Origin of the sequence: Novosphingobium sp. (assembly GCF_020852455.1) — a bacterium.
Lineage (GTDB): Bacteria > Pseudomonadota > Alphaproteobacteria > Sphingomonadales > Sphingomonadaceae > Novosphingobium.
The window spans coordinates 203063-222505 of record NZ_JADZAT010000028.1; the positions used below are offsets into that span (position 1 = coordinate 203063).

A 19443-nucleotide genomic window follows, 5' to 3' on the forward strand; every position below is an offset into this window, starting at 1 on the left:
GATAGCCGGGGGGCGGCTACCTGAAAGTGATCACTTGAAGGATGCGCCGGGCCGCACGCCCAGCTTCCTGAACACCGATGCCGCCGGGCAGAACCCGGTGAAGCTGGCCTGGAACATGTTCAGCCCGGCAAAGGCGGTCAGCCACAGGAAGCCCGGGTGGACCCAGTGCGCCAGCGCCAGGCTGGCCAGCACCACCACGCCGGCAAAGCGGAAAACGGCGGAATCGAGCGTCATGGCAAAGGTTCCCTATTTGAAGCGCAGCTTGCGGATGCCCAGCGCGTGCAGCGCGAGCTTTTCGTAGAACGGCTCGCTGGTGCCGCGGCGGATCTTGTGGAGGAAGTATTTCTCGAACCCGATCTTGGCCAGGTGGACCCATTTGCCCTCGCTCGACCAGTTGAGGTTGCGCGGCGGGATCTGCGGCTGGGCCACGAAGGCCACCCCGCCATCGCCGAAGTCGGCCAGGCAGACCGCGTTCCAGGTCGCTTCCTCGGTCGGTTCCTTGCCGGCCAGGATCAGCTTGAGGTTCGCAGCGATCGCGGTGACCATCGATTCGATCATGAACCCGGTCTTGGGCACGCCGACGGGTACCGGGGTCTTGCCGACCGGCGGGATCGCCACGCAGACCCCCAGCGAGAAGACATTGGGGAAGGTCGGATTGCGCTGGTGCTTGTCGGCCAGGATGAACCCGCGCGGATTGGTCAGCCCCTCGATCCCGTAGACCGCAGGGACGCCCCGGAACGCCGGCAGGATCATCGAGAAGCCGAACGGCAGATCGTGCACCGCCTTGACGCTGCCGTCCTCGTTCACTTCCTCGACGTGCATCAGCCCGTCCTCAACCTTGGCGATGCGGGCGTTGGTGATCCATTTGATATAGCGATCGCGCATCGTGCTTTCGAGCAGACCCTTGGTATCGCCCACCCCGTCAAGGCCAAGGTGCCCGATATAGGGCTCGGCGGTGATGAAGGTAATCGGCACACGATCGCGGATCTTGCGGCGCTTGAGCTCGGTATCGACGATCATCGCGAATTCGTAGGCCGGGCCATAGCACGAGGCGCCCTGTGCGGCGCCGATCACCACCGGCTTGGGATCCTTGGCCAGCCGTTCGAACACGTCGGCGGCATCGGCGGCATGATCGGTTCGGCAGACCGATGAGGTGAAGCCCTGGGGGCCCAGCCCTTCGACCTCGTCAAAGGCCAGGTCGGGTCCGGTGGCGATCACCAGGTAGTCATAGGCAAGCGAGGTGCCGTCGTTCAGCTCGATCCGGTTTTCGCCCGGATGGACCCGCTTGGCGCCGACCGAGGTGAAGCCGATCCCCTTCTTCGCCATCACCGGCGGCAGGTGGACCCTGATCGCATCGGGTTCGCGCCACTTGACCGCGACCCACGGGTTCGACGGCACGAACCAGTAATCGTCCGCGTCGTTGACCACCATGACTTCGGCCTTGCCCTTGACCGCGTCGCGAATTTCGTAAGCGGCGATCGTGCCGCCCAGTCCTGCCCCCAGAACGATGATTTTTGGCAATGCCATCTGCCTGCTCCCTTTATGCCGGCCTGTGCGTGGTGCGACCCGATTGGTCCGACTCGATTTCGTATATCGCTCTTGACTAATATGAGCGTTATAGCATATTAGCAAGTGGAAATATGAATCAGAGACCGCACGGTCTCAAGCAAGGAATTTCACGATGATTTTCGGTTTCGGCAGAAAGCAGCACCGCGAACTGACCCCGCGCCAGCTCGATTCGATGATCCAGCAGGGCCGCGCCCTGGTGGTCGATGTGCGCGAGGCGGACGAATTCGCCGCCGGGCATATCCCGGGCGCGATCAACGTGCCGCTTTCGGTGTTTCGCGCCAGCCAATTGCCCGATCCAGGCGACAAGACGCTGATCCTGAACTGCGCCGCCGGGCGGCGCTCGGCCATGGCGCTCGACAAATGCGCAGCAGCCCGGGCCGAGATCGACACGCACCTCGCGGGCGGCTTCGGCGCCTGGCGCGCGGCCGGCCTGCCGGTCGCAATCTGAAGGGGAAATTTGGACGATGCGTAGCGGGGGAACGATCCTGACCGGGCTGGCGCTGGCGCTGGCCCTGCCCTTGGCCGGTTGCGGCGGCGAGGAAGCGCCCGGCAAGAGCGCGGCCGCACCCGCCGGTGAACGGCTGGTGCTGCAGCCCAGCCAGGCGGTGCAGTGGCAGGACGTTTCAGCCGAGATCGCGACACTGAAGGAAGCCCAGGTGCTCGCCCGGATTCCCGGCATCCTGACCGCGATCAGCGTGCGCGAAGGCGATATGGTCCGCCAGGGCCAGGTGATCGGGCGGATCGTTGACAGCCAGCTGGGCTATCAGGCCGGGGCCTATGGCGCGCAGGCCGCCGCTGCGCAGGCGCAGGTCGCCCAGGCCGAGGCCGATTTCAAGCGGGTCAAATACCTGTACGACAAGGGCGTCTATGCCAAGGCCCGGCTCGATCAGGCGCAGGCTGGCGTCGATACCGCCCGCGCCCAGGTGCGCGCGGCGCAGGCCCAGCAATCGGCCGTGGGTGCAGTCGCCGGGCAAGGTGCGGTGATCGCCCCGTCGAGCGGACGGGTGCTGCGCGCCGATGTGCCGGCCGGGGCCCCGGTCGCGCCGGGCGTGGTGGTGGCGGTGATCACTTCCGGGCCCACCATCCTGCGGCTTTCGGTGCCGGAATCGCTGGCCCCGCAGATCCACCCCGGATCGCGGGTTTCGACCAGCGGGTTCGGCGGCACGGCGGTCGAAGGCCGCGCGGTCAAGGTCTATCCCTCGGTGGTGGCGGGCCAGCTGACGGTCGATGTCGACATGCCGGGAATCGACAACAGTCTGATCGGGCGGCGGATGGCCGCGCGGATCGAAACCGGCGCGCGCAGCGGACTGCTGGTGCCGGTCAGGTTCGTCACCAACCGCTATGGCATCGACTATGTCACCGTGCTGGCCAGGGATGGCAGCGCCACCCAGGTGCCGGTGCAGGTTGCCCCGGCGGGTGAGCCGGGCAAGATCGAGCTGCTCTCGGGCGTGGCTGCCGGCGACACCCTGATCGCGGGCCAGCCGCGATGAACCTGGGCATTTCCGGCAAGATCACCCGCGCGACGATCCAGTCGCCGCTGACCCCGCTGTTCCTGCTGGCGGCGGTGATCGTCGGACTGATCGCGACGATCACCATCCCGCGCGAGGAAGAACCGCAGATCTCGGTGCCGATGGTCGATATCCGGGTGGCCGCGCCGGGCCTCTCCGCGCCCGAGGCGGTCGAACTGGTGGCCAAGCCGCTGGAGACGATCGTCAAGAGCGTGGACGGAGTTGAGCATGTCTATACGCAGGCCGAGGATAACGGGGTGATGGTCACCGCGCGGTTCCTGGTCGGCTCCAATCCCGAAGACGCCTCGATCCGGATCAACGAGAAGATCGAGGCCAACAAGGACCGCATTCCGGTGGGGATCCCCCCGCCGCAGGTGACCGTGCGCGGGATCAGCGACGTGCCGATCGTGGTGCTGACGCTGACCCCCAGACCGGGCGCGCCGGGCCAATGGAACGACCAGGCCTTGTTCGAACTGGCGGGCAAGCTGCGCACCGAAATGGCCAAGGTCGATGACGTGGGCCTCTCCTTCATCACCGGCGGCCAGCGCGAGGCGCTGCGCGTGGTGCCCGATCCGGGCCGCCTTGCCGCTTACCGCGTGCCGCTGGGCAATGTGATCGAAGCGGTCAGCCAGGCCAACCGCGCCTTCCCCGCCGGAACCGTGCGCGAACAGGGCCAGGCGATCGTGGTCAGCGCCGGGCAGACGCTGAAAAGCGCGCAGGAACTGGGCCAGCTGACCGTGCGTTCGGTCACCGGGGCGCAGGTCCTGCTGAAGGACGTTGCCACTGTCGAACAGGCCAGCAGCGAGGACCAGGCCCGCGCCTGGCGCTGGGCGAAAGACGGGCAGGCCGGCTGGGCCATGACCCCCGCGGTCAGCCTGGCGATCGCCAAGCGCGCCGGGGCCAATGCGGTGACCGTATCGGAGCACGTGACCGAGCGGCTCGCGGTGCTGAAGGGCACCTTGATCCCCAGCAGCGTCGAAGTGGCGGTAAGCCGCAACTATGGCGAGAGCGCGAACGAGAAGGCCAACGAGTTGATCTTCCACCTGGCGCTGGCGACGATTTCGATCGTGGTGCTGATCGGCTTTGCGATCGGCTGGCGCGAAGCCGGGGTGACCGCGATCGTCATCCCGACCACGATCATGCTGACCATGTTCGCCAGCAAGGTGATGGGCTTTACGATCAACCGCGTCAGCCTGTTCGCGCTGATCTTCTCGATCGGGATCCTGGTCGATGACGCGATCGTGATGATCGAGAATATCGCCCGCCACTGGGCGATGAACGATGGCCGTTCGCGGATTGATGCCGCGGTGGAAGCGGTGGCCGAAGTGGGCAACCCCACGATTGTCGCCACGCTCACCGTGGTCGCGGCCTTGCTGCCGATGCTGTTCGTTTCGGGCCTGATGGGTCCCTATATGGCGCCGATCCCGATCAATGCCTCGGCCGCGATGATCTTTTCGTTCTTCGTCGCGGTGATCATCGCCCCCTGGCTGATGATCCGCTTTGCGAAGAACGCGCTGGCCCACGGGCATGACGAACACGGCGGCAAGCTGGGCGCGCTTTACAAACACTATGCCAGCAAGGTGATCGCCACCCCGCAGAGCGCCAAGCGCTTCCTGATCGGGGTCGGGGTGGCAACGCTGGTTTCGATGTCGATGTTCTACTTCAAGGCGGTGACAGTGAAGCTGCTGCCCTTTGACAACAAGAGCGAAGTCCAGCTGGTGATCGACATGCCCGAAGGGACCAGCCTGGAAATGACCAGCCGCGTGCTCGAACAGGCCGCCGCGGTTGCCCGGCAATTGCCCGAGGTGACCGCGATGGAAGCCTATGCCGGCACCTCGGCCCCGTTCAATTTCAACGGGCTGGTGCGGCACTACTTCCTGCGCGCCAGGCCCGAAATGGGCGACCTGATGGTCACCCTGGCCCCCAAGGGCGACCGTAGCCGCGCCAGCCACGATATCGCAGTGGAGCTTCGCAATCGGCTTGCCAAGGCGGTGTCGCTGCCCACCGGCGCCTCGATCAAGGTGGTCGAAACCCCGCCCGGCCCGCCGGTGCTGGCGACCCTGCTGGCCGAAGTCTATGGCCCCGACGAAGCCACCCGCCGCAAGACCGCAGAGCAAGTCGAGAAGCTGTTCCGCTCGGTCCCCTACATCGTCGATACTGACAACAGCTATGGCGTGCCCCGCCCGACGCTGCGGCTGGTGCCCGACCGGGCCAAGCTTGACCAGTACGGCCTGTCCGAACGCCAGCTGTTCGATTCGATCGGCGCGCTGCTGGGCAATCAGACCGTTGGCTATGCCCCCCGCGATGGTGAGCGTGATCCGCTGCCGATCGAGCTGGGGCTGGCGCAGGCCCAGCGGTCGTGGTCGGCCTCGCTGGCCGCCACCCCGGTTGCGGTGGCGCCGGGCGGTCAGCTGATCCCGCTGGGCGAACTGGTCCGCGCCGAAATGGTCCCCGGCGGGCAAAGCATGTTCCGCCGCGACGGACGCGGGGCAACGATGGTCATGGCCGATTTGGCCGGGCGCTATGAAGCGCCGATCTATGGCCTGCTGGCGGTTGACGATGCGATCGAGGAATTCGACTGGGCCAAGGCCGGCCTGACCAAACCCGAAGTGCTGCTCAACGGCCAGCCGGTCGATGAAAGCAAGCCCGCCGTGCTGTGGGACGGTGAATGGGAAATCACCTGGGTCACCTTCCGCGATATGGGCGCCGCCTTCATGGTCGCCCTGCTGGGCATCTATGTGCTGGTGGTGGGCCAGTTCAGAAGCTTCCAGCTGCCGCTGGTGATCCTGACCCCGATCCCGCTGACCCTGGTCGGGATCGTGCTGGGGCATATGCTGCTGCAGGCGCCGTTCACCGCCACCAGCATGATCGGCTTCATCGCCCTGGCCGGGATCATCGTGCGCAATTCGATCCTGCTGGTCGATTTCATCCGCCACGCCCGCAGCCCTGACAAGTCGCTGCGCGAAACCCTGCTGGAAGCCGGGATGATCCGCTTCAAGCCGATCGTGCTGACCGCCGCAGCAGCGATGATCGGCGCGGCGGTGATCCTGACCGATCCGATCTTTCAGGGGCTGGCGATCTCGCTGCTGTTCGGCCTGGCATCATCAACCGCGCTGACCGTGCTGGTAATCCCCGCGATTTACATTGTCTTGCGCGACGACGGGAAACCCTTAGGTGAGGATGCAGCATGAAGCCCACCGACCTGACCGAACTGAAAAGCAACGCCGGGATCATGGCCGGGCGGCTCAAGCTGATGAGCCATCCCGAACGCCTGCTGATGCTGTGCCGGATGGACGAGGGCGAAACCTCGGTCACCGAACTGGTCGAACTGACCGGGCTGTCGCAGTCGGCGGTTTCACAGCATCTGGCCCTGCTACGCGACGAAGGCGTGGTCGGCACGCGCGGCGAGGCGCAGACCCGCTATTACAGCCTGCGCGATCCGCAGGTCCGCGCGATCATCCACGCGCTGTGCGATATCTGCGGCGACAGCTGCTAATCCAGAATCGCGACCGCGCAGTAACCTTCAAGGTCGTCCACCCGGGTCACCGGTACGGACCGTTCGCCGCACAGCAGCAGCAGATGATCAAGCGCGCCATCGTCCTGCGGCCCGGACACCAGCAGGGCGCGCGGTTGGCGGCGCAGCACCGCGCGGGTTGCTTCGGCCAGCCCAGGCTTGATCCGGTTGACATCGCTCAGCGCGTGTTCGGCCAGCATCCGTTCGACCAGCCGCGTGCAGGCCCGGCCGCGCGCCGCGCGTTCGTCCGGGGTCCAGACGGCTGGCGCCGCTGGCGGCAGTGCCTCCACCAGAGCATCGATCTGATCGACAAAGGACCGGCTCAGGTCCTGCCCGGCCAGTTCGTGCAGCACGCGGCAGGCATGGAACTGGCCGGGCCGCAGTTCGGGCACGATGGCCGAGCGGCTGACCAGCCCCGAAACGATCCCGTTGAGGATGCCCGAAGGGATCAGGTAATCCTCGCCCGTCGCGGCCAGTTCGGCCTGTCCGCCCGGATCGGCCACCACCACCAGAAATGGCTCCACCCCCAGCCGCAGCAGATCGGGCGAGCCGCGCAGTTCGCGCGAAATGGTGCCCTTGCCGGTCCAGCCATCCAGAAACACCACATCGCCGGGCGCATGGCGCGCCAGCACATGTTCGAGCGCCGCCGGATCGATCCCGCGATCGCGCACGATCGAAACCGAATAGTGGGTGACGGCCACGCTCAGCCGCGCCAGTTCGCGCCGCAGCAGCACGCCGACCGGCGTCCCGGCCCGCGCGAACGAGGTCAGCGCCAGTCCGGCGGGCGAACAGGTCCGCTGCGCCAGCGCCGCCGCCAGTGCCTTGATATGTCCGGCCAGTCTGGCGCCATTGGCGGCCAGCGCCGCACGGTAAGCGGCCAGATAGGCCTCGCTGGGCGGTGCTTCGGCCGAAAGCACTTCGGAATAGTGCCGCTGCCCGGCGCGCAGCAGTGCTTCCTTTTCGGCCACGGTCATCACCGGCAGGTCGAGCGGGGTCAGCAGAAAGGTGACGTCGGCAGGATCGTAACTGCCCGAAAATCCGCTCACGCCAGCAGTCCCTGAAAGGCGCGTTCGGCCAGTTGCGACTGGCCGGGAATCATCGCGAAATCGCACAGCGCCAGGAACGGCGCGTCGGTCACGCTGTCACCCAGCCCGATCACCGGCAAGGCGGGATGCGCGGCGCGCAGTTCACCCAGCAGGTGTTCGACCGCCTGACGCTTGCCCAGGTGCGGGGGCAGGTAGGCGACATTGTTGCCGTTGACGTGCACCGTCCAGCCGGACGGAACCGCCGGACGAACAAGCTCCGCCAGGGCGTGCAGTTCTTCCTCGCGCGCCGGATCGCGGTGCTTGGCAACCACATAGAGCGGCGTGTCCGCCTCTGCGATGATCCGCACCCGCACGTCGGCCCCGGCGGCCTGGGCCTGCCTGTCAAAACCGGCAGTGAGCGCTTCAAGATCACCCCTGACAGCTTCAGCAGCCTGCCCGATCCGGTTCTGCCAGACCGGACAGACCAGCCCGCCCGGGCGCAGCACCACCCCGCCATGGGCGGCGATTGCATGATCGAAGGCCAGATCGACCCGGCGCAGCGCGTCCACGCTGCGGCCGGTCACCGGGACCAGCACGGTGCCCCGGCGCAGCCACTCGATCCAGGCCAGCTGGCGCGGCGTGGCAAAGCTGGCGGGCTGACCTTCGCGGTCATAGGCCATCACGGTCAGGTCGACTTCGCTTACGTCTGCGGGGCATTTGCGGCGGGTCTGGAACAGGGTGTCATCCAGATCGACCAGAGCAATCGCGTGAACCATTACCCAACCCCGACGTGGCCAGCCCCGAAATCAATCGTTCGATCCCCATCGCGCAGCAGCGCCGGATCGAGCGAGTCCGCCGGGGTTTCGTGGCAGACGATCCGCAGCCGCCGTCCGGTGCTGCCGGTGTTGTAAAGGAAGTTGGGAACGCCGGTCTGGTAGTTGTCGGCCAGGCGCAGCACCGAACAGATCGCCCCGCCGACCCGGGCCGGGCTGCGGGTGGTGGCCTGAACCAGCACATCGTGTCCGTCCGCCTCCAGCGCTTCGGCCAGCAGGAAAGCCGGATAGAGCAGCTCGCCAGTGCCGACCACATGCAGCGGATCGCCGTGATCGGGGGCGAACTGGGCCAGCAGGGCCGCGTGATCGGCCCGCAATCCCAGCGTGCCGAGCCGGCCGAAATTGGTGCGCTGATCCAGCGTGCCGAGCCGCCCGGTGCAGGGCTCGACCGCGGCATTCTCATCCCCCTCACCCTTCCAGGCGAGCGTTCCGGCCAGCAGCGAGTGGACCCGTGCCGGGGCCGGCATCGCGGCCAGGAAGCCGTCTCCGCCGGTCCAGTCGGTCAGCACCGCGATCTCGATCCGCTTGAGCTGCGGCAGCAGCGGCGCCAGTCGGGCCGCCAGGTTGACGAAGGTGTTGCCGGTGGTGACCTCGTCATCGACCAGCACCAGGCTTTGCACATCCTCCAGCCGGTGCGGCCATTCGGGGCAGTCGGGGGCATAGATCAGGTGCGATGAGGCATGACTGTGCGGCTCTTCAAAGCGCACGATCGGTTCGCGCCCGATCAGCTGGCGGGTCGAATGGAGATAGAGCGCATCGCGGCGCCCGCTGTCCTGGCACCAGGCCTGATGCACCGACTGGCCCAGCGCGATCGCGGTTTCGGCCATGCCCATTACCAGCACCGGTTCGGGCAGGTCGGCCGGCAATTGCCGCGCCAGAGCATTGCTGGCGGCGCGCATTTCGGCCGGGCGGGCCGGAATGTGGCGGCCCAGCACGCGCGAGACGATCAGGAACCCGCGCCGCCGGTTCTCGCGCGCGGCGAAGGCGCATAGCCGGTCCAGCGGCCAATCGCGCTCGCGCCATTCAAGGTGCAGCGCGCCGTTGGGCAGGCTGACCACGCGGCTGCGCGCTCCGGCACCGGTCGTAAAGTCAAACGCGGGTGCGTTTTCCAACTATTGCTCCTGACGTGGGGGGAGGGAGTTCGCCTATCGGCCAATGCCATAGCCGATTTCGCGGGAAATCAGAACCCGATCTTGAGACAGGTTGCGAACTGGCGCGCCTCGCGGGCAATATCGGCGCGCGACCGGCTTTGTCCAGGGTGCGCGACGCGCGGGGTAATACCTGCGGCGTCAAGAAAAGCCCGGGCGACCGAGCCCTTCACCCCGAAGTTGATATTTTCCGAAGCCGAACCGGCACTGCGGATCTGGTCATGCGCCAGCCCGGCGCGGACCACGCCGATCACCAGCCCGGTCGAATCGAGGATCGGCCCGCCCGATGCGCCGCTGGCGGTGGGCGCGGTATATTGCATGACTGCGGCATTGTTGCCGAACCCGCACAGGCCCGAGACATTGCCGGCGGTCACCTGCGGCCCCTGACCAAGGAGGTTCTGCAAGGGGAAGCCAACCAGCACCACGTCTTCGCCCAGGTGCAGCTCGATCCCTTCGCGGAAGGCGGCCAGCTGGTCAAACCGGGTATCGATTTCGACCAGCGCCAGATCGTTGTGCGGATCGGAAAAGACCACGCGGCCGGGGGTCGATCGCCGTTCGTTGGTGACCTCGATCGTCTGCGCGTCCTCGATCACGTGGTGATTGGTCAGCACGTGGTTGGGGGCGATCACGAAGCCGCTGCCCGATGCCGTGGAACCCGGTGTCGGGCGCGGGCCGCTGCGGCCCGGATCCTCATAGCCGCCGCTGGAGCGCGGCGGATCAGGCAGGCCGTGATTGCTGTCGATATGCGCGCCGATCCGCGATCCGATCACCCCCAGCCCGCCGGTAAAGCCCTGGCCATTGGCCATCAGCCGCCAGCCGCCATCGTGGCGATAGGCATCGATCAAGTGCAGCGTGGCGTTGCCGCAATTGGCCAGATCGATCCGGAAGCTGTAGGGATCGGCCGGGGTATCGCCTTTCGCCTCGACCCAGGTCAGGTCCATGAAGGCCGCGCCGGTGCCCGGGCCGCCCGCAACATAGGCAATGGCCTGGACCCGGGTAACTTCGGGCGGGAGCCGGTCGAGCGCAACGTCGGTGGTGAAACCGGCGTCAAACCTGACGAAGGGATGCGAATCCTTGCCCGGCCCCAGCGCATAGGCCGGTTCGACCGAACTGGCCCGTTCCCCGGCCAGAAACAGCACCACCAGCGAAAAGCGCGCCGCCAGCAGCCCCGCGTTCCCGCATTCGAGCGAGAAGCGCAGCTGCGGCGCGGCCAGCTTGAGCCGTTGGCCCGCAACCAGATTGGTCATTGTCCGGGCCGCCGGGCGATCAGATGTTGACGCCCATCGAGCCGGCCAGCGCGCCGAGCCCGCCGGCAAAGCCTTCGCCGCGCGCCTTGAACTTGAACCCGCCGGCCTCGTTCGGATCGCGGTAGAGTTCGCCAAAGATCATCGCGGTTTCGACCGAGGCATCTTCCGACAGATCATAGCGGGCCAGTTCGGTCCCGTCCGACTGGTTGACCACGCGGATGAAGGCGCGCTGGACCATCCCGAAGTTCTGGCGGCGCTGGTCAGCCTCGTGGATCGTCACGGTAAAGGCGATCCGTTCGACATCGGCAGGCAGCTGCGCCAGCGAGACCGCAACAACCTCGTCGTCGCCTTCTCCCACGCCGGTCAGGTTGTCACCCTTGTGGACCACCGAGCCATCGGCCGACTGCGGCTGGTTGTAGAAGATGAAATCGGCGTCTGAGCGCACCTTGCCGCCTGCGCCCAGCAGGAAAGCCGAAGCATCCAGATCGAACGCCGCGCCATCGGTAACCCGGGTATCCCAACCCAGCCCGACAAAGACCGCGCTAAGCCCGGGGGCCTGCTTGGTCAGGCTGACATTGCCACCCTTGGTAAGTGAAACTGCCATCGTATGTCTCCTTGGGCGCCCGGCCGATCAGCCGATGTTGACGCCGAAATTGCGCGCCAGCGGGCCCAGTCCGCCGGCAAAACCCTGTCCGACCGCGCGGAATTTCCATTCGCCGCCGTGGCGATAGACCTCGCCAAAGATCATCGCGGTTTCGACCGAGGAATCCTCGGTCAGGTCATAGCGGGTGATCTCGTTGCCGTTGCTGGCATCGACGATCCGCACGAAGGCGTTGCTGACCGAACCGAAGTTCTGGCGACGCGCATCGGCATCGTGGATCGTCACCGCCACCGCGATCTTGCTGATTTCGGCGGGCACCGCGTTCAGATCGACCTTGATCGCCTCGTCATCGCCGTCGCCTTCGCCGGTCAGGTTATCGCCGGTGTGCTCGACCGACCCTTCGGACGAACGCAGGTTGTTGTAGAAGATGAAATCCCCGTCCGAACGCACCTTGCCGCCTTCGTTAAGCAGGAAGCACGATGCATCCAGATCGAACGCAGCGCCATCGGTCGAACGCACGTCCCAGCCCAGTCCGATCAGGATCTTCGAAAGACCCGGTGCTTCCTTGGACAGGCTAACGTTTCCGCCCTTTGAAAGACTGACACTCATTGTCTCACTCCATCTGCTGGGGTCCGGGCCACTGGCCCGGGCCGGTTATTGCAAAAAGTCAGTTGTCGCCCGCTGCCGCTTCGGCCCGGTTGTGCTTGATCGAGGACATCAGCGACAGGCCGATCAGCGCCGCACCGATCAGCCCGGTGACCGTTTCGGGAATGTGGAACATCAAGCTGGTCAGCATGATCATCGCCAGGGCAATGATCGCCCAGAATGCGCCATGCTCAAGATAGCGGTATTCGGCCAGGGTGCCCTTATCGACCAGGAAGATCGTCAGCGACCGGACGAACATGGCCCCGATCCCCAGGCCGACCGCGATCACGAACAGGTTGTTCGACAGCGCAAAGGCCCCGATCACCCCATCGAAGCTGAACGAAGCGTCGAGCACTTCTAGATAGAGGAACGCCCCCAGCCCGGCGCGCTGCACGCCATCGGCGGCATCGGGTGCTTCCAGCACGTTGCCGATCCATTCGACCGCGAAGAAGGTGGCAATCCCCATCAGGCCCGACACCAGGAAGGTCCGCCCCTCGGCGGGATCGGCCACCTGGTTCGAAATGAAGTAGAGGATCATGATCGTCAGGATGATCTCGAACGCTTCAAGGTCCGCGAACTTCTTCAGCGGGCGCTCGATCAGGCCGATCCAGTCATGCTCCTTTTCGGAATCGAAGAAGAACTTGAGGCCGACCAGCAACAGGAAGGCCCCGCCAAAGCCCATGATCCCGGCGTGTGCGCCTTCGATGATGTGCTGGTAGCGCAGCGGTTCCTCGATCGCCAGCCGCAGCGCCTCGATTGGTCCCAGGCTGGCGGCGATCGCGACGATCAGCAGCGGGAAGATGATCCGCATGCCGAACACCGCGATCAGGATCCCCCAGGTCAGAAAGCGCCGCTGCCAGACCGGATCCATGTCCTTGAGCACGGTGGCGTTGACCACCGCGTTGTCGAAGGAAAGCGAAACTTCCAGCACGCTCAGCACCAGACAGATCCACATCGTGGCCAGCGCCGCGCCCATGGTGCCGCCGTTCATGTAACCCAGCCAGGCGCCCACGCCCAGGCCGGCCACCGTGAACAGCATGCTGCCCCGGAAATACTTCATCATGCTCAATTCCCCCTTGATTGCTTGGCCACGTCGCGCATGGTTCAGTCCTTGCGCCCGGCACTCCAGCGCAGGCCAAAGCCAAGCCGCCGGTCATATTCGGAATGGTCGCGGAAATATTCCACGAGCCGTGTGATCTTGAGCGTGCCGCCTTCGTTTTCCAGCACGGCGATACCGCAGAACCCGCGATCGTTGCGGCCTTCGGTCATCCGCACTTCGATCGGCGGCTGATCCGGCGCGGTGATTGTCACCACGCCGTCGGTGGCGGCCCAGTTGGGTGCCCCTTCATAAATATAGGCAAAGATCGCGATCCGCCGGAACATCGCCCAGTTCGCGCCGTTGATCCGCATCGTTTCGCCTTCGGAGATATCACCGGTGCGATCATCTCCCGACAGCGCGATAAACGGCGGATCATAGAAATCGCCGAACCGGCGGCCCAGCGCCTGGACGACGTTCATGTCGCCATTTGAAAATTCGATCAGACAGCCCAGATCGAGGTCGATCGCATTGCCGCCGCCAAAGAAGCCCTTGCGCCCGCGGTTCCAGTTGAGGTTGACCTTGATCTCACCGAACGAGGCCCCGCGCTTTTCCAGACTGATGCTCGACCGGGTCTTGTCGAGCGAAATCTTCGACAGGTTGACCGGCGCTGCGGGCGCCGCAGGCGGAGGGGGCGGTGCCGCGGGGGGAGGAGGCGGTGGCGGCGGCGGCGCAGGTGCTGGCTCGTCCGCAACATCGATCCCGAAGGACCGCGCCAGCGGGCCCAGCCCGCCGTTGAAGCCCTGCCCCACCGCGCGCAGCTTCCAGCCATTGCGGCGATAGAGTTCGGCCACCATCAGCGCAGCTTCGGTTGCGCTGCCCAGTGCCGGGGCATAATCGACCAGCGCGGCACCGCCGCTGCCGATCACCAGCTTCAGCCCGTCATGCCGGGCCAGGGTCGATCCCCCGGCACCGCTGTCCACGGTGACGCAGAACACCACCTTTTCAACATCGGCGGGGATCGCCGCCAGATCGATATCGAACTTGATCCCGCTGGCGCTGCTGGCGGTCACCTTGACTGCGCCGCCGGCACCGTTGGGCTGGTTGTAAAACACCATGTCGGCATCGCTGCGGACCTTGCCCGAGGCCCCGAGCAGATAGGCCGAACCATCCAGCCCGGCGGCCCCCGCCAAAGGCCAGTCGATCGCCACATTGATCGCGCTCGCCTCGATCTGGGTGTTGCCCCCGGTTTGCAGCGATTGCATAGGTTACCGTCTCTCTGTTTGGGCTGGAATCGATAGCCCCGGCGACCGCGAACGGCGCACCGGGGCTGAAATCTTATAGCGAGCGGACGATGGCCGGCATCATGTCGTGGAACGTGCGTCCCGAAGTGATTCCGCCAATCGCGGTCATCACCCAGCCAGCGCCACTGCGCGAAAGCTTGGCCATGATCTGCGCGGTGTGCGAACCGCTGCCGGTCAGGTCATAACGGGCCATTTCCTGCCCGGTGGTGGCATCAACCAGGCGGCAAAAGGCATTTTCGATCCGGTCGAAGGTATCGCCCTGGAACGAATTCACGGTGAAGACCAAGGTCTGCACATCGGCAGGGACGCGCGGCAGATCGACGATGATCTGTTCGTCATCGCCATCGCCATCGCCGGTGCGATTGTCGCCGGTGTGGATGATGCTGCCATCTTCGCTGCGCAATTGGCCGAACCAGATTGCCTCCAGCGGCTGGCCCTGGGCATTGAACATCAGGCACGAGGCATCAAGATCGATCTCGTCATTGCCGCCCATCAGCGCGCCGAAGAAACCCTTCTTCTGCTTGACGTCCCAGCCCAGCCCCATGATCACCCGGGTCAATGCGCTGCCATCGCGCTTTTCCAGCGAAACGCTCTGCCCTTTTGCCAAACTCACCATGAACTTTTCTCCCACCAGGATGGCTCACTGAATCATCCTGCAAGATCACCTTGTGAGCCGCAAGCTACAATTTGGTTAACTGGTAAGAACTTGAGAAAACCGGGCAATTACAGGTCGGTCAGCTCAACCAAACGGATCTTCGATCTTGCCGTAACGGCGGGTCACGAATTCGGCATTGTTGGCAAAGGCATCAAGCTCGCTCTGCGCCAGATCGCGTGACAAGGCATCAACCCTGGCGCGCATCTTGGCCAGCGCCTCGTCAAGCACAAAGCTGGCCGAACGTCCGGTCTTCTTGAAGATTTCCTTGCGGTGTTCGGCCGGCACATCGATGTAGCTGCGCAACAATTTGGGCAGATGTTCGTCACGCAACTGGACCAGTTCGCTCAGCACGATCCGGTCAAACGCCGAACTGTCAGCCTGGCGGACCAGCCGGTCGATCGTTTCGGCAATGCCCCTGGCTGCGGCGCGGGCGTTTGCCGGCAGCCGTTCATCGTCAAGATCAACCCGCGGAACCGGCGGCGGCGCTGGTGCCGCCGGCGCTGGCGCCGTGGGGCCTGAGCCCAGAATCTTGCGAAACCAGTCCTTCATCTTGCGCGCTTTGGCGAATCCTTCATGCCGCTTCAAGCCTTAGCATGCGCGAAAGCCGGTTGCACTGTCCCTAACGCCGGTCATCCGATTGGCTTTGCGCGATCGAGTGGGCGGCGCCGACCAGGCGTTCGCGTTCACTGTCGAGCGCGCCCAGGGCCTGGCGAACATTGGCCAGGGCCCGCCCGACCTGGTCCAGCGCGCGCCCGTCCTGGCTGGCCATGTCCGGGTCGATCAGATTGGGGTTGGCGCGCGCGGTTGCCGCCGCCACACCTTCCATCGCTTCGGTCAGCCGGGCGATCTCGCGCTCGCTTTCCCGCATCCTGCGGTCGGCCCGGTCAATTTCACGGTTGCTGCTTTCGACCGAACGCGCCGCGCGCGCGGCATTATCGATTGCATCAACCAGCGCCTGACTGTTTTCATGCAAGGCAATCAGGGCCATGTGGGCCTGGCTGCCCAGGGCCAGTTCGACCGCCAATGCCGACTGCCGTTCAACCAGCGTGGGCAGCACTTCGCGCGCCAGCGCCTGGGCTCTGGCCGAATCGGCCCCCAGCATGGCGGTCTCGATCCGCGTCTGGGCCTGCCCCAGCCAGGCCCGCGCGCGCTCAAGCCCGCCGCAGGCCTCGGCCAGCATGGCCTTGGCACGATCGATCGCGACCAGCTGATGGAGCATGGCATCGCGGCTTGACGCAAGTTCGATCACGCTGGCGACGAACCGCTCGCGCGCGGCAGCGCGCTGGCTGGCGGGATCCGCCTTTCGCCGCACGAACAGTTTGCGCCAGCCACCGGGTGCCGCCTGCGGAGCCGTGGCGGCAAGCAGATCGCCCAGGGCCTGCAATTCGGCCAGACGCCGGGCAACTTCGGCCTGGCTGTCCCGGTCGGCGCCCAGGATCGCCATGCGGTTCACCGCTGCCGTCAGCCTGGCTGAGGCCGCGGTTGCGGCCTGTTCCAGCCGGTCACGCCCGGCCAGGAATGCCGGACTGAGCGGCGCCTGACCCAGAATATCGAGCAGGATTTGTTCGAGTTCGCGATCGGCCATAGGTACTTATCTGGTGGCTTTGCCCGCGCAGGGCAAGGCAGTTTGGCGAAACCCGGTCCGTTGCTGCGCTGACCTGCCCGCCCCGATCACCCGGCGTCCGCTTATGCAGTTCATAAGCAGGCCTAATGCCGGATCACCGCGATTGACTTGCGGTTCCAACCTGCCACCTTTGATCGTGCAGGGAAGGGTTTGAGCGCGGCAACGCGCACGCCACTTACAGGGAGGCTCTATGAAACGACAATTGTTCACTACCACCGCGGCCACGGTTGTGCTGGCCAGCGTGTGGGCCGCTCCGGCCTACGCCCAGGACGGGCAGGCGGCGGAAGAAGACACCGGCGGCATTGCCGACATCGTCGTCACCGCCACACGCCGGGCTGAAAAGATGCAGGATGTGCCGGTGACGGTGCAGGCGCTGGGCGGCGAACAGCTGGCCGAACGCGGGATCACCAGCTTCGATCAGCTGCTGACCGAACTGCCGCAGGTTCACGCCGGCGGCCGCGGCCCGGGTCAGAAATCGGTCTCGATCCGTGGCCTTTCGATCTCGCAGGTGGCGATCCAGACTTCGGCGGTGGCCGGTTCCAGCCCCACGGTTGCGATGTACCTGGACGATGCTGCGGTTTCGGTGCCCGGGCGCAACCTTGACGTCTATGTGACCGATCTTGAGCGCGTTGAGGTTCTTGAAGGCCCGCAGGGCACACTGTTCGGCGCCAGCGCCGAAGGCGGCGCGATCCGCTACATCACCAACAAGCCCAACCTCTCGAAGTTCGAGGCCGGCTTTAGCCTGGGTGCAGCCACCACCCCGGGCCACGCCTTCAGCGGTTCGGCATCGGGCTATATCAATATTCCGATTATCGAAGACCAGCTGGCGATGCGGGCAACGGTGTTCGTCGATCGCCAGGGCGGCTATATCGACAACATTCCCGCAACCTACCAGATGCCGCTGATCGGCCGGAACGCAGACGGCACCGTTGCCTTCAGCCTTCCGGTTGCAAGTGTGCGCCCGACCATCAACAACGCAGCCTTCGCGCGCGACGATTTCAACCCCGCGACCTACAAGGGCGGGCGGATCTCACTGCGCTGGTCGCCCGCGCCCGATTGGACCGTGACCGTCCAGGACATGTACCAGGTGCTCGATGCCGAAGGCGTGTTCCAGTACGACCCCAGCCTTGGCGATCTGCAGGTCACCCGGTTCTCGCCCGATTTCAACCACGACCAGTTCAACCAGGTCCAGTGGTCAGTCGAAGGCAAGCTGGGCGGGCTCGATCTGGTTTACACCGGGTCCTACCTGGACCGGAAGGTTGACCAAAAGTTCGACTATACCCGCTATGCCAGCGTTGGCCCGTGGGTGCCGTACTACATCTGCTCGTACCCGGGCTATGCCACCTGCGCCACGCCGCGGATGACCCACATCGACAAGTCGCGGTCCAACCGGTTCACGCAGGAATTCCGGATCGCCACCCCGTCGGACAAGCGGATCCGGCTGCAGGCCGGCGTCTATTTTGACCGGGCAAAGGTCTTTGCCGACAACGTCTGGTACTATGAAGGCGCCGCGGTGCAGGGCTTCCATGGCCAGCCGGCCGGCGGCACTGACCGGATCACCGACTATATCCGGCCCGATGGCGGCGTCTATTTCAACGACGCCGAACGCGGCGAAAGCCAGTTCGCCCTGTTTGGCGAGGCGAGCGTGGACATCACTCCGCAACTGACGCTGACCGCGGGGCTGCGCTGGTACAACCAGGAAACCTCGCTGCGCGGTTCGGTCAACTGCGGCTTCCGCGGGCCGACGTCGCCCAGTGGCAACACCTGCGGCGGCGGCAATTATGCCGTTTCGCTGGCCGGCCGCAGCCCGCACCACGAAAAGGGCACCACGCCCAAGGTCACGCTCAGCTACAAGCCCAACGCCGACATGCTGCTCTATGCGACCTATTCCGAAGGTTACCGGCCCGGCGGCTTCAACCGTCGCGGCGGGCCCAGCCGCGATCCCAACTTCACCATTCCCTTCACCTATCAATCCGATGGCGTGAAGAACTATGAACTGGGCTGGAAGCTGCAGTTTGCCAACAACCGGATCCGCTGGAACGGCTCGGCCTTCATGATCGACTGGACCGGAATTCCGGTATCGATCTATGCCCCGTCGCTCAGCAACTCCACCTTCGTGCTGAACGGCCCGAGCGCCAAGATCAAGGGGATCACCACCGATCTGGTCTGGCGGGCCACGCCGGACTTCACGATCACCGCGAACCTGGCCTACAACGATTCGGAATTGTCCGACTTTGGCAGCACGCCGGCGGCATTCCAGCCGCAGCCGGGCGATGGACCGCTGGCGCTGACTTTCGTTCCGCTGGGCAGTCCGCTGGCGCTTGCCCCACATTGGCAGGGCGGCCTGCGGATGCGCTATGAACATGAGGCCACTTCGGGCACCACGTTCTTCGCCCAGCTTGGCGGCCAGTTCGTCGGTTCGTCGCAAACCTCGACGATCAAGCCGCAGAACTACAAGCTGCCGGGCTATGCCCAGTTCGATGCTTCGGCCGGGCTCAAGTTCGATAACTGGACCGGCGAACTGTACATCAGCAACCTGACCGACAAGCGTGCGGTCACGTTCATTTCGAACAGTGACAACATCAACCTGAATTCGACCATCCGTCCGCGGACGATCGGCCTGCGGTTGAGCTACAACTACTGACCAGGTCCGGGCCTGGCCCGGATCTCCGTCAGGTGAAATTCCGGATCCCGGCGGGTTGACCTGGTTCGACCCGCCGGGATCTTGGTATTC

General features: G+C 65.3%; 18 protein-coding genes. 5 read left to right on the forward strand and 13 right to left on the reverse strand.

Going from position 1 to position 19443, the window contains the following annotated elements; all coding sequences use genetic code 11:
• Positions 1 to 30: 30 nt before the first annotated feature.
• Complete coding sequence (locus IT549_RS12890; RefSeq protein ID WP_292973805.1) at positions 31 to 234, reverse strand: DUF2892 domain-containing protein; 204 nt, start codon at positions 232 to 234, stop codon at positions 31 to 33.
• Positions 235 to 246: 12 nt separating this feature from the next.
• Positions 247 to 1527, reverse strand: coding sequence for an FAD/NAD(P)-binding oxidoreductase (locus tag IT549_RS12895; RefSeq protein ID WP_292973807.1), 1281 nt, complete (start codon positions 1525 to 1527; stop codon positions 247 to 249).
• A 154-nt stretch (positions 1528 to 1681) separates the two neighbouring features.
• On the opposite strand from IT549_RS12895, the gene IT549_RS12900 reads away from it, so the two are divergent.
• Genes IT549_RS12900 through IT549_RS12915 form a run of 4 tightly spaced genes read left to right on the forward strand, consistent with a single transcriptional unit; the run spans position 1682 to position 6573 of the window.
• Positions 1682 to 2017 (forward strand): rhodanese-like domain-containing protein, encoded by a 336-nt coding sequence (locus IT549_RS12900; protein ID WP_292973809.1) that lies wholly within the window; start codon positions 1682 to 1684, stop codon positions 2015 to 2017.
• 16 nt (positions 2018 to 2033) lie between these two features.
• Positions 2034 to 3059 (forward strand): efflux RND transporter periplasmic adaptor subunit, encoded by a 1026-nt coding sequence (locus tag IT549_RS12905; protein WP_292973811.1) that lies wholly within the window; start codon positions 2034 to 2036, stop codon positions 3057 to 3059.
• A complete protein-coding gene (locus IT549_RS12910; protein ID WP_292973813.1) occupies positions 3056 to 6268 on the forward strand; it encodes an efflux RND transporter permease subunit in 3213 nt (1070 codons plus the stop codon). Before IT549_RS12905 ends, IT549_RS12910 begins: the two co-directional genes overlap by 4 nt.
• Positions 6265 to 6573 (forward strand): metalloregulator ArsR/SmtB family transcription factor, encoded by a 309-nt coding sequence (locus IT549_RS12915; protein ID WP_292973815.1) that lies wholly within the window; start codon positions 6265 to 6267, stop codon positions 6571 to 6573. Before IT549_RS12910 ends, IT549_RS12915 begins: the two co-directional genes overlap by 4 nt.
• Here the strand turns inward: IT549_RS12915 and IT549_RS12920 are convergent.
• From IT549_RS12920 to IT549_RS12970, 11 genes are all read right to left on the reverse strand, one after another.
• Positions 6570 to 7637, reverse strand: a complete 1068-nt coding sequence (locus tag IT549_RS12920) for a cysteine protease StiP domain-containing protein (RefSeq protein ID WP_292973817.1) — start codon at positions 7635 to 7637, stop codon at positions 6570 to 6572. The genes IT549_RS12915 and IT549_RS12920 overlap by 4 nt on opposite strands.
• Positions 7634 to 8392, reverse strand: coding sequence for a hypothetical protein (locus tag IT549_RS12925; RefSeq protein ID WP_292973819.1), 759 nt, complete (start codon positions 8390 to 8392; stop codon positions 7634 to 7636). The genes IT549_RS12920 and IT549_RS12925 overlap by 4 nt, the downstream gene beginning before the upstream one ends.
• Positions 8392 to 9561 (reverse strand): phosphoribosyltransferase domain-containing protein, encoded by a 1170-nt coding sequence (locus IT549_RS12930; protein WP_292973821.1) that lies wholly within the window; start codon positions 9559 to 9561, stop codon positions 8392 to 8394. The genes IT549_RS12925 and IT549_RS12930 overlap by 1 nt, the downstream gene beginning before the upstream one ends.
• A gap of 68 nt (positions 9562 to 9629) precedes the next feature.
• Positions 9630 to 10844 carry a trypsin-like peptidase domain-containing protein gene (locus tag IT549_RS12935; RefSeq protein WP_292973823.1) on the reverse strand — a complete coding sequence of 405 codons (1215 nt, stop codon included), beginning with the start codon at positions 10842 to 10844 and terminating at the stop codon, positions 9630 to 9632.
• A gap of 19 nt (positions 10845 to 10863) precedes the next feature.
• A complete protein-coding gene (locus tag IT549_RS12940) occupies positions 10864 to 11448 on the reverse strand; it encodes a TerD family protein (RefSeq protein ID WP_292973825.1) in 585 nt (194 codons plus the stop codon).
• Positions 11449 to 11475: 27 nt separating this feature from the next.
• Positions 11476 to 12054: a TerD family protein gene (locus IT549_RS12945; protein WP_292973827.1), complete on the reverse strand. Its 579-nt coding sequence runs from the start codon at positions 12052 to 12054 to the stop codon at positions 11476 to 11478.
• Between the two features lie 58 nt (positions 12055 to 12112).
• Positions 12113 to 13153 (reverse strand): DUF475 domain-containing protein, encoded by a 1041-nt coding sequence (locus IT549_RS12950; protein WP_292973829.1) that lies wholly within the window; start codon positions 13151 to 13153, stop codon positions 12113 to 12115.
• 41 nt (positions 13154 to 13194) lie between these two features.
• Entirely contained in the window at positions 13195 to 14391 is a 1197-nt protein-coding gene (locus IT549_RS12955; protein ID WP_292973831.1) for a TerD family protein, read from the reverse strand.
• A gap of 73 nt (positions 14392 to 14464) precedes the next feature.
• The gene (locus IT549_RS12960) at positions 14465 to 15046 is read right to left on the reverse strand and encodes a TerD family protein (RefSeq protein ID WP_292973833.1); all 582 of its coding nucleotides are present in this window, start codon (positions 15044 to 15046) and stop codon (positions 14465 to 14467) included.
• A gap of 123 nt (positions 15047 to 15169) precedes the next feature.
• A complete protein-coding gene (locus IT549_RS12965; RefSeq protein ID WP_292973835.1) occupies positions 15170 to 15634 on the reverse strand; it encodes a hypothetical protein in 465 nt (154 codons plus the stop codon).
• Between the two features lie 70 nt (positions 15635 to 15704).
• The gene (locus IT549_RS12970; RefSeq protein WP_292973837.1) at positions 15705 to 16670 is read right to left on the reverse strand and encodes a hypothetical protein; all 966 of its coding nucleotides are present in this window, start codon (positions 16668 to 16670) and stop codon (positions 15705 to 15707) included.
• Between the two features lie 229 nt (positions 16671 to 16899).
• Between IT549_RS12970 and IT549_RS12975 the strand changes: the two genes are divergently transcribed.
• Positions 16900 to 19353 carry a TonB-dependent receptor gene (locus tag IT549_RS12975; RefSeq protein WP_292973839.1) on the forward strand — a complete coding sequence of 818 codons (2454 nt, stop codon included), beginning with the start codon at positions 16900 to 16902 and terminating at the stop codon, positions 19351 to 19353.
• The last annotated feature ends 90 nt before the right edge of the window (positions 19354 to 19443 follow it).